13 protein-coding genes, 2 tRNA genes, 3 rRNA genes and 1 pseudogene are annotated in these 14,979 nt (G+C 43.3%); 12 read left to right on the top strand and 7 right to left on the bottom strand.

All coding sequences use genetic code 11. The annotated features are described in order from the left end of the window. The first annotated feature begins 1 nt into the window (after position 1). Entirely contained in the window at positions 2-427 is a 426-nt protein-coding gene (locus NYE22_RS21755; protein ID WP_015715419.1) for a protein-export chaperone SecB, read from the top strand. Between the two features lie 6 nt (positions 428-433). Here the strand turns inward: NYE22_RS21755 and NYE22_RS21750 are convergent, their stop codons facing one another. Together NYE22_RS21750 and NYE22_RS21745 are read right to left on the bottom strand one after the other, a co-directional pair. Continuing rightward, positions 434-622 carry a hypothetical protein gene (locus NYE22_RS21750; protein ID WP_342412797.1) on the bottom strand — a complete coding sequence of 63 codons (189 nt, stop codon included), beginning with the start codon at positions 620-622 and terminating at the stop codon, positions 434-436. Positions 623-732: 110 nt separating this feature from the next. After that, positions 733-885, bottom strand: coding sequence for a hypothetical protein (locus NYE22_RS21745; RefSeq protein WP_342412162.1), 153 nt, complete (start codon positions 883-885; stop codon positions 733-735). Between the two features lie 177 nt (positions 886-1,062). Here NYE22_RS21745 and rpsI point away from each other — a divergent pair. The 5 genes and pseudogenes from rpsI to salA form a co-directional block, all read left to right on the top strand. Next, positions 1,063-1,128: pseudogene (gene rpsI / locus NYE22_RS21740) on the top strand (30S ribosomal protein S9); the annotation flags it as partial. 458 nt (positions 1,129-1,586) lie between these two features. Then, entirely contained in the window at positions 1,587-2,354 is a 768-nt protein-coding gene (locus NYE22_RS21735; protein WP_021482000.1) for a class I SAM-dependent methyltransferase, read from the top strand. A 185-nt stretch (positions 2,355-2,539) separates the two neighbouring features. Next, positions 2,540-2,983: a YbaK family protein gene (locus tag NYE22_RS21730; protein WP_003235118.1), complete on the top strand. Its 444-nt coding sequence runs from the start codon at positions 2,540-2,542 to the stop codon at positions 2,981-2,983. 59 nt (positions 2,984-3,042) lie between these two features. After that, a complete protein-coding gene (gene cwlD / locus NYE22_RS21725; RefSeq protein ID WP_015252979.1) occupies positions 3,043-3,756 on the top strand; it encodes an N-acetylmuramoyl-L-alanine amidase CwlD in 714 nt (237 codons plus the stop codon). A gap of 95 nt (positions 3,757-3,851) precedes the next feature. Next, entirely contained in the window at positions 3,852-4,910 is a 1,059-nt protein-coding gene (gene salA / locus NYE22_RS21720; RefSeq protein WP_038827773.1) for an iron-sulfur carrier protein/transcriptional regulator SalA, read from the top strand. Between the two features lie 35 nt (positions 4,911-4,945). Here the strand turns inward: salA and gerD are convergent, their stop codons facing one another. Then, positions 4,946-5,503, bottom strand: a complete 558-nt coding sequence (gene gerD, locus NYE22_RS21715; protein WP_172861589.1) for a spore germination lipoprotein GerD — start codon at positions 5,501-5,503, stop codon at positions 4,946-4,948. Between the two features lie 109 nt (positions 5,504-5,612). Between gerD and kbaA the strand changes: the two genes are divergently transcribed. Beyond that, on the top strand, positions 5,613-6,209 hold the full coding sequence (gene kbaA / locus NYE22_RS21710) for a KinB-signaling pathway activation protein (RefSeq protein WP_004399693.1): 597 nt from the start codon (positions 5,613-5,615) through the stop codon (positions 6,207-6,209). On the opposite strand, the gene pdaB is transcribed toward kbaA, so the two are convergent. After that, positions 6,210-6,974, bottom strand: coding sequence for a polysaccharide deacetylase family sporulation protein PdaB (gene pdaB, locus NYE22_RS21705; protein ID WP_021481998.1), 765 nt, complete (start codon positions 6,972-6,974; stop codon positions 6,210-6,212). It lies immediately after the preceding gene. A gap of 349 nt (positions 6,975-7,323) precedes the next feature. On the opposite strand from pdaB, the gene NYE22_RS21700 reads away from it, so the two are divergent. From NYE22_RS21700 to NYE22_RS21680, 5 genes are all read left to right on the top strand, one after another. Next, positions 7,324-8,873 (top strand): 16S ribosomal RNA (locus tag NYE22_RS21700). A gap of 170 nt (positions 8,874-9,043) precedes the next feature. Beyond that, positions 9,044-11,971: ribosomal RNA gene (locus NYE22_RS21695) — 23S ribosomal RNA — on the top strand. Positions 11,972-12,025: 54 nt separating this feature from the next. Continuing rightward, a 5S ribosomal RNA gene (gene rrf / locus NYE22_RS21690) occupies positions 12,026-12,141 on the top strand. Together the 16S, 23S and 5S rRNA genes with 2 tRNA genes alongside form the textbook arrangement of a ribosomal RNA operon. Before the next feature lie 45 nt (positions 12,142-12,186). After that, positions 12,187-12,261 (top strand) — tRNA-Asn (locus NYE22_RS21685). A 2-nt stretch (positions 12,262-12,263) separates the two neighbouring features. Further along, positions 12,264-12,336: transfer RNA gene (locus tag NYE22_RS21680), tRNA-Thr, on the top strand. A 106-nt stretch (positions 12,337-12,442) separates the two neighbouring features. Here NYE22_RS21680 and NYE22_RS21675 read toward each other — a convergent pair. The 3 genes from NYE22_RS21675 to NYE22_RS21665 all read right to left on the bottom strand — a co-directional run bounded on the left by NYE22_RS21675 (position 12,443) and on the right by NYE22_RS21665 (position 14,878). Next, positions 12,443-13,627: a tyrosine-type recombinase/integrase gene (locus tag NYE22_RS21675; protein WP_213391423.1), complete on the bottom strand. Its 1,185-nt coding sequence runs from the start codon at positions 13,625-13,627 to the stop codon at positions 12,443-12,445. Next, positions 13,614-14,147: an ImmA/IrrE family metallo-endopeptidase gene (locus tag NYE22_RS21670; protein WP_213391421.1), complete on the bottom strand. Its 534-nt coding sequence runs from the start codon at positions 14,145-14,147 to the stop codon at positions 13,614-13,616. Before NYE22_RS21670 ends, NYE22_RS21675 begins: the two co-directional genes overlap by 14 nt. Positions 14,148-14,227: 80 nt before the next feature. After that, on the bottom strand, positions 14,228-14,878 hold the full coding sequence (locus NYE22_RS21665) for a hypothetical protein (RefSeq protein WP_198508138.1): 651 nt from the start codon (positions 14,876-14,878) through the stop codon (positions 14,228-14,230). Between the last annotated feature and the right edge of the window lie 101 nt (positions 14,879-14,979).

Below are 14,979 nucleotides of genomic sequence, written 5' to 3'. Positions count from 1 at the left end.
TATGAAAGCAGTACTACAGTTTATTGATTACCATGTAACAAATATAGAATATCTGTATGATCCATCTTTTATAGAAGATGAAGCTGATTTAAAACCAGATTTCTCGTTTGAGTTAGAATTTGCTGACGAAAACAAAGAACAAGCAAATTTACAGTTAGGGATTGAATTAGGCGATCGTAATTTAGAGAAGAATTCAATTTACGTAAATTGTAAAGTCAAAGGTGAATTTATAATAGAAGCAGCTAACGAACTAGATGAGGGAGATAAAATAGACTATTATAGAATTAATGGTGTTGCTATTTTATATCCTTACTTAAGGTCGTTGGTATCTGATGTAACTGGTAAAGGTAGTGAACAACCGGTCATTTTACCAACTATGAACATCATAAAGATGATTCAAGATCAAGAGCAAAAAGCCCATCAGTAGGGCTTTTTATATTATCCACTTTTTCTGCAATTTATCCCATTTCAATTCGCCTTTCATCAAAAGGCTTTTCACAGCTGCACGAATATCCTCTTCATCCTTTCCTGTTTTCCTTTTTATATCGTTCAAAGTTGGATTCTTTCCATATAAGTGCATGTTCACTATGATCCGGTATAACTTACGTTCAAAATCTGTCATGACCATCTGCGTTACCACCCGATTTTATTCACAAGACATTCCGACAGGAGGATCATAGTATGTACCAACTGGAGGATCAAGTTTGTCTTTCTTCAAAAATCTCATCTCCTTTATTTGAATAAGTTTCTCATAAGTTTATTGGTTGTTTTGCCTGCGGCACGGCGAGCAAGTCGTTTCCCGAGAGTGCCGTTTTTAGCAGCATTTACGTCACCTAAAATTTTAGCCGACTTGTATAAAGCTGATCTGATTTTATTAATGTTCATTTTTCCTCGTCCCTTTCTAGTTGGTGATTTTATTATAACTTATACTGCTTGAATGTGGGCACCCACAAAGACACCCACAAAAGTAAATAAAGTAAAAAAAGATTACGGTATGCGTTTTTCAAAAACGTTGATATACCGGTCTCTAAGTGAAGATAAAAACCCTTAAATAATCCCTTGATGAAAGAACGTAAAAAATACGGTCTTAAAGGCGCTCGTCGTGCACCTCAGTTCTCAAAACGTTAATTTTACGTTTTCAAAAAGCTCTCGACCTTGGGTTGGGAGCTTTTTTCTTTTAATATAACGTGGCCAGCTCCGCATCAAAATAACACTGAATGGACGCTTGACGGGGTTAAACAATTTGTTTGTTTATAAACGGTCTTACTGTAAAAATCAGATAGCTTTCATTTTTATTCAATTGGAAGTTCGGTCAATGTTTATTATCGTTATGTCGACAGCCCAGCTCCATTTAACCACTGTATCTCATCCGTTAAAGTTCACTGCTGATTAACCCGGAGAACAATAGCTCTCATTGCTAATGGCTTTATGTAACGAAGTAAAAGTAAATCTGATGATATAAATCACATATCTCCTTTGTGATTTTTTTGCGTTTTTATGAACTTTTTTCTAAATATACAAAGGGAAAGCGATATCAATCTAGAAATATTTGTTATACTCTATACATTAAAGTAAGGAGAAGATTCATGAATGCGTTAGTAGCTCATAATAGCAAAGCCTGGGATAAAAAAGTAGAAACAGGCAATGAATGGACTGTTGCTGCTGAGCAGCAGGTTATCGAACAAGCAAAAAAAGGTAATTGGGATATAAGGGTAACGCCAATGAAAGATGTGCCGAAGGATTGGTTTCCGCCTATCAAAGGTCTGAAAGTACTCTGTTTAGCCTCAGGCGGTGGCCAGCAGGGTCCAGTTTTGGCAGCCGCAGGTGCGGATGTCACCGTATTAGATAACTCAGAAAAACAGCTGAATCAGGATAGAATGGTTGCTGAGCGAGATGGTCTCACGATACACACTGTCAAAGGAAGCATGGACGATTTAAGTGTATTTAATGATGAATCATTTGATGTCATTGTACATCCTGTTGCCAATGTTTTTGTTGAGAATGTCCTCCCGGTATGGAAGGAAGCGCACCGTGTGTTGAAAAGGAACGGTGTTCTAATCTCGGGTTTTGTCAATCCTGTTGTATTTCTGTTTGATACAGAATTAGAACAGCAAGGTGTTTTAAAAGTAAAACACTCCATTCCATATGCTGACCCAGAAGATCTTCCGAAACATAGAGTGAAAAAACTGATCGAAAATAATGAGGCTCTGGAATTCGGCCATTCCTTAGAAGACCAAATCAAAGGCCAAATTGATGCTGGTTTTATCGTTACTGGTTTTTATGAAGATAAAGGCGGGTTTGTATTAGACCAATATATCCATACATATTCTGCAACAAGAAGCGTGAAAGTATGAAAAGCAGCGACCTGTTAGAGGGGCTGCTTTTTTTATAACTAATTACAGAACGTTTGTTCCTGACCCTGCAGAAAGTTGATTTTTTATCGATTTTACACCTTCATTTGGGCGAATTTCCAACCGAATTCGGGCATTGTTTCATTATCCAAACCTCAAAATAATCGATAAAAGGAGAGTGAATTTATATGGCAGAAGTACTGTCTTTTATGGATGTGAAACGCCAAAAGGATTTTGAATTAGAAAAGAACTTGCTCAAAGAACTCTCTCTGAGACAAATTATCCAGTCTGTTAAGGATTGTTTGGAACCATTATTTCCATTTTTACATGATGAACGAGATATTATTACTGAAGGCTGTATTGATTTTGCGATTGAAGCTTATTTGTTAGGCGGGCGTTTTGGGATATTCGGCTATTACGGAGAATCCATGCAAAGTATCAGTGCCCGCTCTGCAAGAGAAGAAGAAGAGCTACGTATGGAGTTTTTTGATTATCTCTATAATTGGATACACGAGCAATACGCAACATTTGATAAAAACACGGTTTATGAAGCGGCACGCAAGTTCATTAAAGATTGGTGGACAGCGGGGTTTGTTCAAAGAGAAAAACAGTGTAAGCTTCGCATGCGATAATCATATTTCCCGGCCCTGTCCCATAGTTATGTAATAACGGACAAGCGGGAGGGGAAGGGATGAGGAAAAAGCTTAAATGGCTCAGTTTTTTGCTAGGCTTCATCGTATTACTATTTCTGTTCAAATATCAGTTCAGCAATAACGACTCTTGGAAGCCGTGGAGCCTGCCCTTGAGCGGTAAAATCATTTATCTAGATCCAGGTCATGGCGGGCCTGACGGCGGAGCAGTCGGCGGAAAGCTGTTAGAGAAGGATGTTACCCTGGAAGTGGCCTTTAGAGTCAGGGATTATCTTCAAGAACAAGGAGCGCTTGTTATCATGACCAGAGAAAGTGATACTGATCTCGCTCCGGAAGGAACAAAAGGCTATAGTCGACGAAAAGCTGAGGATCTAAGACAACGAGTCAAATTAATAAACCATTCAGAGGCGGAGCTCTATATCAGCATTCATCTTAATGCGATTCCGTCACAAAAATGGAGCGGAGCCCAAAGCTTTTATTACGGGAAATATGCGGAAAATGAGAAAGTCGCAAAATACATCCAGGATGAGCTGAGAAGAAATCTGGAAAACACAACCCGGAAAGCAAAGCGGATTCATGGTATCTACTTAATGCAAAACGTCACCAAACCGGGGGCGCTTATAGAAGTCGGATTTTTATCCAATCCAAACGAAGCAACGCTGCTCGGTAAACCGAAATATCAAGACAAGGTGGCATCTTCCATATATAAAGGCATTTTGCGATATTTCACAGAAAAAGGAGACCCTCCGGAGTAATGGAGGGTTTTCTTGTGGTTCTAAGCATAAGACACCCGCCATTTATGTATGATATAATAATAATTGTAAACGAATACACAAAAGGGTGAGGTTCGATGATAAGAGAAGATGAAGTAAGAAAACTAGTCGGAGAAATGCGCGAACCTTTTCTTCAAAGACCTCTGGGAGAATTGGATGCCGTTAAGGAAATTAAAATAAAGCCTGAAAAACGGCATATCAGTGTAAAAGTCGCTCTTGCAAAAACAGGAACTGCAGAACAAATGCAGATTCAGCAAGAGATCGTAAACGTATTAAAAGGGGCAGGAGCTGAGACAGTCGGCCTTCGATTTGAAGAGCTGCCTGAAGAAACGGTTGCTAAATTCCGGGAGCCGTCAGCTGAGAAAAAAACATTATTAAATATGGATAACCCGCCAGTCTTTCTTGCTGTAGCAAGTGGAAAAGGCGGCGTAGGCAAGTCAACTGTGTCAGTAAACCTAGCTATTTCTCTGGCTCGTCTAGGGAAAAAGGTTGGTTTAATTGATGCGGATATTTATGGGTTCAGTGTGCCGGACATGATGGGTATCACTGTGCGTCCAACAATTGAAGGAGAGAAACTTCTTCCTGTTGAACGCTTTGGAGTAAAGGTCATGTCAATGGGCTTTTTCGTAGAAGAAAATGCCCCGGTCGTATGGAGAGGGCCGATGCTCGGCAAAATGCTGAATAACTTTTTCCATGAAGTAGAGTGGGGAGAAGTAGACTATATTGTTCTTGATCTTCCGCCTGGTACAGGGGACGTTGCTCTCGATGTACATACAATGCTTCCGAGCTGCAAAGAAATTATCGTATCTACGCCACATCCGACAGCTGCTTTTGTCGCGGCCAGAGCGGGCTCTATGGCGATTAAAACCGATCATGAGGTCGTGGGTGTTATAGAGAACATGGCTTATTATGAAAGTGCAAAGACAGGGGAAAGAGAATATGTGTTTGGAAAAGGCGGAGGAGATAAACTGGCTGAGGAACTAAACGTGCCTTTACTCGGCAGAATCCCATTGAAACAGCCCGATTGGGATAAGGACCAATTTGCTCCGTCTGTTTATGACGAAAATCATCCAATCGGAGAAATATATCAGGACATCGCAAAAAAAATAGATGCAAAAATGTCAGTGCAGGTATAAAAGGTGAACCGGGATTCCAGATCCCGGCTTTCCCTTTATTCACTTTCTTTGGCCGTGTCTTTTGCTGCTTTTTTCAGTTCATCTTCGAACTGTTTTTTGTAAAGCGGACTAGAAAGTGTTTCGTTAATAACCTCTTCTAAATAACTGCGGAATTCTTGGCTTTTTGCCAGCTGGCTGTACTTTTTATCCATGCCGGGATCCTGCATAACGCTCATCAGCATCTTCTGGTAATCTGGATCCTTCATCAGCTTTTTAATCACTTTTTCATGCTCTGTTTGAAGAGTTTTGGCAAAGCCCTCAGCAAAATCAGTGTCTTCAAAGATGTTTTTCCAAAATTCTTCACCTTTTTTAGATGTGAGTGTTTTTTCTATTGTTCCTTTAATTGCATCTTGGTCAATCACCAGCGCTTCATTCATGGCATCATCATTTAATAATTCCTTAATAGCTTTCTTTCCATCATCAGTTTTTAATATATCAACAACCATTTTTTTGGTCTGATCATAGTCCATATCCGCTGCTTGGTCTTTTGGAGCGCAAGCTGTTACAGATAATATTAAAAAACAGCTCATCAATAGCGTTTTGGCTTTTGACATGCTTAAGCTCCTTTCACATACTTGTCTTACCTTTAATATGATTCATCTGTTTGGAATTATACATAACAAAATATCGCTGTTCGCGATTTTTGAGGGGATGAATAAAGAAATGAAAAGCCGTGGTTTAGTTCGTTTTTTCTTTTCTATTTTAGCTGTCGGGGCGCTTATCACGAGTATTGTGGGTTTTGCTTTAAAATGGGGAGAATATAGAGGGCTGTTTCTGACATTTGAAGCGGGACAGATTTTCTCTGTTTTATTTTGGTTTATCGGTGTAGGCATGATTTTCAGTGTGATCAGCCAAATGGGTTTTTTCGTGTTTTTAACAGTCCATCGGTTTGCGCTTGAGATATTAAGGTCCTCCTCTTTGTGGAATTTGCTGCAGTTGTTTTTCATCCTGTTTGTTGCTTTTGATTTAATGTACGTGCGTTTTTTATTTTTTGGAGAGAGCGGAGAATCGCTGGCTGGGTATGCGTGGTTACCGGTGTTTTTATTGATCTTTGGAGTGATTACAGCTTATATAAAGCAAAAGCAGTCCTCTAAGAAAACATTTGTGTCATCGTTGTTTTTGATGGTTGTGATTACCGCATTAGAATGGTTCCCTGCATTAAGAGTAAATGATGAGGACTGGCTTTATTTAATGCTTTTTCCGTTAATGGCATGTAATGCCTTCCAATTGCTTATGCTGCCGAAGTTTGCAGCAAAGTAATTACTTTACCTCTGCGGATCTGGCATCAGAATTTGCGATGAGATCACCCACGGTTACATTTTTTAATCCTTTTTCTTTCAGCTGATGGATGATATCAGGCAATGCTTCTTCTGTTTGTTTTGCCGAATCGGAGGCATGTAAAAGAATAATGTCTCCACCGGAAACTTGCTTGGTCACATTGTCGATGATTTTTTCAACTCCGGGATTTGTCCAGTCTTGAGAGTTCACACTGTAATGAACGACTGTATAATTGTATTGCTTTGCGACCTTTAGAACATTCTTATTGAATTGGCCGGTAGGGGGTCTTAATAGCTGTATGTCTTTGACCCCTAACTTTTCAAAGGCTGTTTGCGCACGGTTCATGTCCTTTTTTATTTCGCTGCTCTCTAAATTGGCATAGTTTTTATAAGCGTAGCCCATGCTCCCGATTTGATGTCCGTCCTTTACGATACGGGCCACTGTGTCGGGATGGCGTTCTGCCCAAGAAGCGGAAAGAAAAAACGTTGCATTTTTAATCCCGTTTGCTTTCAGAGTATTAAGTATCGGTTCTGCTCTCTCATCACCCCAGCTGATATCGAAAGTAAGTGAAATATCTTTAGAGTCTGTTTCTCCTTTATAAATGGCTTTAGGTCCGGTGTCAGTTGAAAACACGGGAAGCGGGACAGCTCTTTGGATATAAAAAAAGCTGGCAGCTGCAAATGCGGCGATAAGTATAATAATTAATTGTTTTACCCGTTTAATGTGCCACACATAGAAGTGATTCACTGATGATGCCTCCTTATCTTGTCCATCATTCTTGTTTTACATCTTATGAGCATGGACAATTGAATATAACCGATAAAATGTCTCTTCACATAGCCTAAATTAGGTGTTGACCTTTTGATAATATCCGTGATATATTATTATTCGTCGCTGATAAACAGCTGACATCAACTAAAAGCTTCATTAAATACTTTGAAAAAAATTATTGACTTAAAAGAAGCTAAATGTTATAGTAATAAAGCTGCTTCGTTAAGCGGCGGTAATGATCTTTGAAAACTAAACAAGACAAAACGTACCTGTTAATTCAGTTTTTAAAAATCGCACAGCGATGTGCGTAGTCAGTCAAACTACTTTATCGGAGAGTTTGATCCTGGCTCAGGACGAACGCTGGCGGCGTGCCTAATACATGCAAGTCGAGCGGACAGATGGGAGCTTGCTCCCTGATGTTAGCGGCGGACGGGTGAGTAACACGTGGGTAACCTGCCTGTAAGACTGGGATAACTCCGGGAAACCGGGGCTAATACCGGATGGTTGTTTGAACCGCATGGTTCAAACATAAAAGGTGGCTTCGGCTACCACTTACAGATGGACCCGCGGCGCATTAGCTAGTTGGTGAGGTAACGGCTCACCAAGGCAACGATGCGTAGCCGACCTGAGAGGGTGATCGGCCACACTGGGACTGAGACACGGCCCAGACTCCTACGGGAGGCAGCAGTAGGGAATCTTCCGCAATGGACGAAAGTCTGACGGAGCAACGCCGCGTGAGTGATGAAGGTTTTCGGATCGTAAAGCTCTGTTGTTAGGGAAGAACAAGTACCGTTCGAATAGGGCGGTACCTTGACGGTACCTAACCAGAAAGCCACGGCTAACTACGTGCCAGCAGCCGCGGTAATACGTAGGTGGCAAGCGTTGTCCGGAATTATTGGGCGTAAAGGGCTCGCAGGCGGTTTCTTAAGTCTGATGTGAAAGCCCCCGGCTCAACCGGGGAGGGTCATTGGAAACTGGGGAACTTGAGTGCAGAAGAGGAGAGTGGAATTCCACGTGTAGCGGTGAAATGCGTAGAGATGTGGAGGAACACCAGTGGCGAAGGCGACTCTCTGGTCTGTAACTGACGCTGAGGAGCGAAAGCGTGGGGAGCGAACAGGATTAGATACCCTGGTAGTCCACGCCGTAAACGATGAGTGCTAAGTGTTAGGGGGTTTCCGCCCCTTAGTGCTGCAGCTAACGCATTAAGCACTCCGCCTGGGGAGTACGGTCGCAAGACTGAAACTCAAAGGAATTGACGGGGGCCCGCACAAGCGGTGGAGCATGTGGTTTAATTCGAAGCAACGCGAAGAACCTTACCAGGTCTTGACATCCTCTGACAATCCTAGAGATAGGACGTCCCCTTCGGGGGCAGAGTGACAGGTGGTGCATGGTTGTCGTCAGCTCGTGTCGTGAGATGTTGGGTTAAGTCCCGCAACGAGCGCAACCCTTGATCTTAGTTGCCAGCATTCAGTTGGGCACTCTAAGGTGACTGCCGGTGACAAACCGGAGGAAGGTGGGGATGACGTCAAATCATCATGCCCCTTATGACCTGGGCTACACACGTGCTACAATGGACAGAACAAAGGGCAGCGAAACCGCGAGGTTAAGCCAATCCCACAAATCTGTTCTCAGTTCGGATCGCAGTCTGCAACTCGACTGCGTGAAGCTGGAATCGCTAGTAATCGCGGATCAGCATGCCGCGGTGAATACGTTCCCGGGCCTTGTACACACCGCCCGTCACACCACGAGAGTTTGTAACACCCGAAGTCGGTGAGGTAACCTTTTAGGAGCCAGCCGCCGAAGGTGGGACAGATGATTGGGGTGAAGTCGTAACAAGGTAGCCGTATCGGAAGGTGCGGCTGGATCACCTCCTTTCTAAGGATATTATACGGAATATAAGACCTTGGGTCTTATAAACAGAACGTTCCCTGTCTTGTTTAGTTTTGAAGGATCATTCCTTCGAAACGTGTTCTTTGAAAACTAGATAACAGTAGACATCACATTCAATTAGTAATACAAGATATCACATAGTGATTCTTTTTAACGGTTAAGTTAGAAAGGGCGCACGGTGGATGCCTTGGCACTAGGAGCCGATGAAGGACGGGACGAACACCGATATGCTTCGGGGAGCTGTAAGCAAGCTTTGATCCGGAGATTTCCGAATGGGGAAACCCACCACTCGTAATGGAGTGGTATCCATATCTGAATTCATAGGATATGAGAAGGCAGACCCGGGGAACTGAAACATCTAAGTACCCGGAGGAAGAGAAAGCAAATGCGATTCCCTGAGTAGCGGCGAGCGAAACGGGATTAGCCCAAACCAAGAGGCTTGCCTCTTGGGGTTGTAGGACACTCTGTACGGAGTTACAAAAGAACGAGGTAGATGAAGAGGTCTGGAAAGGCCCGCCATAGGAGGTAACAGCCCTGTAGTCAAAACTTCGTTCTCTCCTGAGTGGATCCTGAGTACGGCGGAACACGTGAAATTCCGTCGGAATCCGGGAGGACCATCTCCCAAGGCTAAATACTCCCTAGTGACCGATAGTGAACCAGTACCGTGAGGGAAAGGTGAAAAGCACCCCGGAAGGGGAGTGAAAGAGATCCTGAAACCGTGTGCCTACAAGTAGTCAGAGCCCGTTAACGGGTGATGGCGTGCCTTTTGTAGAATGAACCGGCGAGTTACGATCCCGTGCAAGGTTAAGCAGAAGATGCGGAGCCGCAGCGAAAGCGAGTCTGAATAGGGCGCATGAGTACGTGGTCGTAGACCCGAAACCAGGTGATCTACCCATGTCCAGGGTGAAGTTCAGGTAACACTGAATGGAGGCCCGAACCCACGCACGTTGAAAAGTGCGGGGATGAGGTGTGGGTAGGGGTGAAATGCCAATCGAACCTGGAGATAGCTGGTTCTCTCCGAAATAGCTTTAGGGCTAGCCTCAAGGTAAGAGTCTTGGAGGTAGAGCACTGATTGGACTAGGGGCCCCTACCGGGTTACCGAATTCAGTCAAACTCCGAATGCCAATGACTTATCCTTGGGAGTCAGACTGCGAGTGATAAGATCCGTAGTCGAAAGGGAAACAGCCCAGACCGCCAGCTAAGGTCCCAAAGTATACGTTAAGTGGAAAAGGATGTGGAGTTGCTTAGACAACCAGGATGTTGGCTTAGAAGCAGCCACCATTTAAAGAGTGCGTAATAGCTCACTGGTCGAGTGACTCTGCGCCGAAAATGTACCGGGGCTAAACGTATCACCGAAGCTGCGGACTGTTCTTCGAACAGTGGTAGGAGAGCGTTCTAAGGGCTGTGAAGCCAGACCGGAAGGACTGGTGGAGCGCTTAGAAGTGAGAATGCCGGTATGAGTAGCGAAAGAGGGGTGAGAATCCCCTCCACCGAATGCCTAAGGTTTCCTGAGGAAGGCTCGTCCGCTCAGGGTTAGTCGGGACCTAAGCCGAGGCCGAAAGGCGTAGGCGATGGACAACAGGTTGATATTCCTGTACCACCTCCTCACCATTTGAGCAATGGGGGGACGCAGGAGGATAGGGTAAGCGCGGTATTGGATATCCGCGTCCAAGCAGTTAGGCTGGGAAATAGGCAAATCCGTTTCCCATAAGGCTGAGCTGTGATGGCGAGCGAAATATAGTAGCGAAGTTCCTGATTCCACACTGCCAAGAAAAGCCTCTAGCGAGGTGAGAGGTGCCCGTACCGCAAACCGACACAGGTAGGCGAGGAGAGAATCCTAAGGTGATCGAGAGAACTCTCGTTAAGGAACTCGGCAAAATGACCCCGTAACTTCGGGAGAAGGGGTGCTCTGTTAGGGTGCAAGCCCGAGAGAGCCGCAGTGAATAGGCCCAGGCGACTGTTTAGCAAAAACACAGGTCTCTGCGAAGCCGTAAGGCGAAGTATAGGGGCTGACGCCTGCCCGGTGCTGGAAGGTTAAGAGGAGCGCTTAGCGTAAGCGAAGGTGCGAATTGAAGCCCCAGTAAACGGCGGCCGTAACTATAACGGTCCTAAGGTAGCGAAATTCCTTGTCGGGTAAGTTCCGACCCGCACGAAAGGCGCAACGATCTGGGCACTGTCTCAACGAGAGACTCGGTGAAATTATAGTACCTGTGAAGATGCAGGTTACCCGCGACAGGACGGAAAGACCCCGTGGAGCTTTACTGCAGCCTGATATTGAATGTTGGTACAGCTTGTACAGGATAGGTAGGAGCCTTGGAAACCGGAGCGCCAGCTTCGGTGGAGGCATCGGTGGGATACTACCCTGGCTGTATTGACCTTCTAACCCGCCGCCCTTATCGGGCGGGGAGACAGTGTCAGGTGGGCAGTTTGACTGGGGCGGTCGCCTCCTAAAAGGTAACGGAGGCGCCCAAAGGTTCCCTCAGAATGGTTGGAAATCATTCGCAGAGTGTAAAGGCACAAGGGAGCTTGACTGCGAGACCTACAAGTCGAGCAGGGACGAAAGTCGGGCTTAGTGATCCGGTGGTTCCGCATGGAAGGGCCATCGCTCAACGGATAAAAGCTACCCCGGGGATAACAGGCTTATCTCCCCCAAGAGTCCACATCGACGGGGAGGTTTGGCACCTCGATGTCGGCTCATCGCATCCTGGGGCTGTAGTCGGTCCCAAGGGTTGGGCTGTTCGCCCATTAAAGCGGTACGCGAGCTGGGTTCAGAACGTCGTGAGACAGTTCGGTCCCTATCCGTCGCGGGCGCAGGAAATTTGAGAGGAGCTGTCCTTAGTACGAGAGGACCGGGATGGACGCACCGCTGGTGTACCAGTTGTTCTGCCAAGGGCATCGCTGGGTAGCTATGTGCGGACGGGATAAGTGCTGAAAGCATCTAAGCATGAAGCCCCCCTCAAGATGAGATTTCCCATTCCGCAAGGAAGTAAGATCCCTGAAAGATGATCAGGTTGATAGGTCTGAGGTGGAAGTGTGGCGACACATGGAGCTGACAGATACTAATCGATCGAGGACTTAACCATATTTTGAATGATGTCACACCTGTTATCTAGTTTTGAGAGAACACTCTCAATTTGTTTGGTGGCGATAGCGAAGAGGTCACACCCGTTCCCATACCGAACACGGAAGTTAAGCTCTTCAGCGCCGATGGTAGTCGGGGGTTTCCCCCTGTGAGAGTAGGACGCCGCCAAGCAGATTTATTAATTCTACCATGTTTGTTTATGAAGCTTTATATTATTCCGCAGTAGCTCAGTGGTAGAGCTATCGGCTGTTAACCGATCGGTCGTAGGTTCGAATCCTACCTGCGGAGCCATTGCTTCCATAGCTCAGCAGGTAGAGCACTTCCATGGTAAGGAAGAGGTCAGCGGTTCGAGCCCGCTTGGAAGCTTATCTAAAATACGTTGATCTTATGCAGTTTCCGCGAAATATGGAACTGTTATTTTTTTTGTCTAAAATAGTTGGGTGTCATACGGGTGGCAAATTAGAGAATTTCTCTAAAATGTCCCCGTTTTTAATATATTATTGATTGCATCAGCGACTAAAATATCTGATTCACGATTAGCGTGAGTGTAAATATTCAACGTGGTTTGGACGTTAGCATGGCCAAGCCTCTGAGAAATAGCTTTAATGTTTAATCCAGGTACTTTCCCAATTTGATTTATTAACATTGTTGCGTGAGAGTGTCTCATATCATGAAGACGTCCTGGCTTGATATTGTGCCTCTTAGTGAATCTCTGCCACCAAGTATTAGGTGAGGTAGGATACTGGGGTTGCCCCATATCCCCACCAAATAACAAAAGCTTATCTGTTCCTCTCCACAGTTCACCCAACAGTAATTTATTTTTCTTGATCTCTCGTAGCAAAATAGATGCTTCTTGCATTACATCAGGTGGCATCGTAACTTTTCGGAAAGAGTTACTTTTAGGATCTTTAAACCGATAACCTTTCTTCTTTGTATATTGTAAAGACTCATCAATTCTGACTTCATTAGTATCAAAAAATAAATCTGTTTCATCGATTGCTAATAGTTCACCTCTACGAAATCCACCAGTAAAAGCAAATTTAATCATAACTCTGTTCCTCAATGGAGCGTGTTCATCTAATAGCTTAAAAATTTCCTTTATTTCTTCTTCAGTATAAATTTCGTATTCATTGTATTTTTGTTTTGGCCGCTTTACGTTTTCTGCAGGGTTTTCTTTTATAATTTTCCACTCAGCTGCTCTTCCTAAGATATCTCTAATGATTCGATATCTTGCATGAATGCTTGATGTTGAGACATCATTTTCCCTTTGGTATTCTTCTAAGAAATTTAATATGTGAATAGGCTGAATCTCGTCTAAGTACATGTCTCCAAAATAGGGCTGTATTTCTTTCCCCATAATATATTCATAAGTTTCACGAGTTTTATCATCGAGATGGTCCAGGGCATATTTTTTCTCCCAATCCTCTATAAACATATTGAATGTGCGTTTGTGCGGTGTGATATAAGCGCCGGCTTCAACTTCTGTTTTGAATTTATACCATTCGCTTTCTAGGTAATTGCGCAGCTTTTTAGTGGTTTTTAATAAAGCGGAATCCTCTATTCTAATTGTTTTGACCTTTCTTTTACGCTTACTCTTTGTACCAATATCAACAACTAATCGAAATGACTTTTCGCCTCTTTTTTCAATTGTTGGCATATAAGATTTTCTCCCTTTCTTGATTTTTTTTAATCATGAATGATTGATATTTAAAGCTGATTAGCTTACGAAGGTACATATCTAGTCTTTTTTCTGCAAAAGGATAAGTAACTTGGAATAGATCAGATATGAGACTTATAGATTCCCGCTTGGTTGCAGGTAATCTGATGTTTTTCAGCATAAAGCTAGGTACAGCAAAGTGATACATAAAGGCATTTGCCTGATTCTCCTGTAATTCTCTAAAAAGTGAGGGTAATTTGTATTGAACACCCACATGATTTATGTGATGGCACAGTTCATGGGAGAAGTCTTCCCATTGCTTTTTTTTGGATAATCGCGAATCAAGAATAATGCAAGCCATTCCCAGCAGTTTTACTGCTACAGATGAACGGTTTTTATAATGGACTATTATTTTTAACCTATCTGCAATTAGTTCCAAGTCCCATGAACCAGGCTCTGTAATACCGATGCCGGTGTAAATTGTCTGTATTCTTTCCTCAAGAAGTGATAAATGATACAAGATAAAGCCTCCTGCTAACGAAGTACAAACTTATGTTCGGTTTTGTTTTCTAAAGAAAAGCCCCAAAATAGGGCTTGTTTCTAATGCTCTAAGTTAATTTTTAAATCTAGATCGTCACCTAAAGCATTTGCGTCCTCATCAACCGGAAGGGAGATTCTTAGCCGAATTGAATCTAAGTCTTTTATATCCTCTTCGTTTTCAAAAATAAAAAATACGGATCCACTATCGTTTACTTTTCCCACATACTCTCCAAGAAACTTTTCATTTTCGTTAGTAGATGGCTCATCGATTTGTACCCCAGTGCTTGTTGCTAATTTTGAATCATCTAGGCCGAAATAAACAACTTTATCTGATGTGTTTTCCGCTTCAAGTTGAACCTCAATATAAGGTGTTTGTTCGTTGGCTACAGCGGCAATTACTTTTTTTACAGTTACTTGCATCGGGCCAGTTTTCGCAGTGGCTTCTTTATTGCTGATGGCCATTACTTTGGCTGTACCGCTCTCAATTTCATATACATCCCCAACTTTTTCAGGTCCATTAGAAGAGATGTCTTGGCTTTCTGATGTGTTGGTATCAGTTGCATTGTTTGTGTCTTCAGAAGACGAAGAAGACTCTTCACTATTCTTGCATGCTGCGAGCAATATCAGTGAAGTGATTAATAGTAAAGTCCCCAATTTTTTAAACATTTTAGTTCCCCTTTTTACTCCAGTTAAGTTTTCTTTATCTTTCATTTAACTCAATGAATGTTAAACAGTTTGTTTTACAGCACGCATCCATGAAAAACCCTTGATATATCTATGTTTTCAGGGAGTGCAAAAAGTTTTATTTAACA

The organism is Bacillus sp. FSL K6-1560 (genome assembly GCF_038592935.1).
Taxonomy (GTDB): Bacteria; Bacillota; Bacilli; order Bacillales; family Bacillaceae; genus Bacillus; species Bacillus subtilis.
This window is presented reverse-complemented; position numbering and strand designations above follow the sequence as displayed.

What these genes read in the sequence shown, in the direction of transcription:
- NYE22_RS21745 (WP_342412162.1), bottom strand. Translation starts at nt 885, where the DNA reads ATGAACATTAATAAAATCAGATCAGCTTTATACAAGTCGGCTAAAATT.
- gerD (WP_172861589.1), bottom strand. Translation starts at nt 5,503, where the DNA reads ATGTCAAAAGCCAAAACGCTATTGATGAGCTGTTTTTTAATATTATCT.
- salA (WP_038827773.1), top strand. Translation starts at nt 3,852, where the DNA reads ATGATAAGAGAAGATGAAGTAAGAAAACTAGTCGGAGAAATGCGCGAA.
- kbaA (WP_004399693.1), top strand. Translation starts at nt 5,613, where the DNA reads ATGAAAAGCCGTGGTTTAGTTCGTTTTTTCTTTTCTATTTTAGCTGTC.
- NYE22_RS21735 (WP_021482000.1), top strand. Translation starts at nt 1,587, where the DNA reads ATGAATGCGTTAGTAGCTCATAATAGCAAAGCCTGGGATAAAAAAGTA.
- NYE22_RS21730 (WP_003235118.1), top strand. Translation starts at nt 2,540, where the DNA reads ATGGCAGAAGTACTGTCTTTTATGGATGTGAAACGCCAAAAGGATTTT.
- NYE22_RS21750 (WP_342412797.1), bottom strand. Translation starts at nt 622, where the DNA reads ATGACAGATTTTGAACGTAAGTTATACCGGATCATAGTGAACATGCAC.
- NYE22_RS21675 (WP_213391423.1), bottom strand. Translation starts at nt 13,627, where the DNA reads ATGCCAACAATTGAAAAAAGAGGCGAAAAGTCATTTCGATTAGTTGTT.
- NYE22_RS21755 (WP_015715419.1), top strand. Translation starts at nt 2, where the DNA reads ATGAAAGCAGTACTACAGTTTATTGATTACCATGTAACAAATATAGAA.
- NYE22_RS21665 (WP_198508138.1), bottom strand. Translation starts at nt 14,878, where the DNA reads ATGAAAGATAAAGAAAACTTAACTGGAGTAAAAAGGGGAACTAAAATG.
- cwlD (WP_015252979.1), top strand. Translation starts at nt 3,043, where the DNA reads ATGAGGAAAAAGCTTAAATGGCTCAGTTTTTTGCTAGGCTTCATCGTA.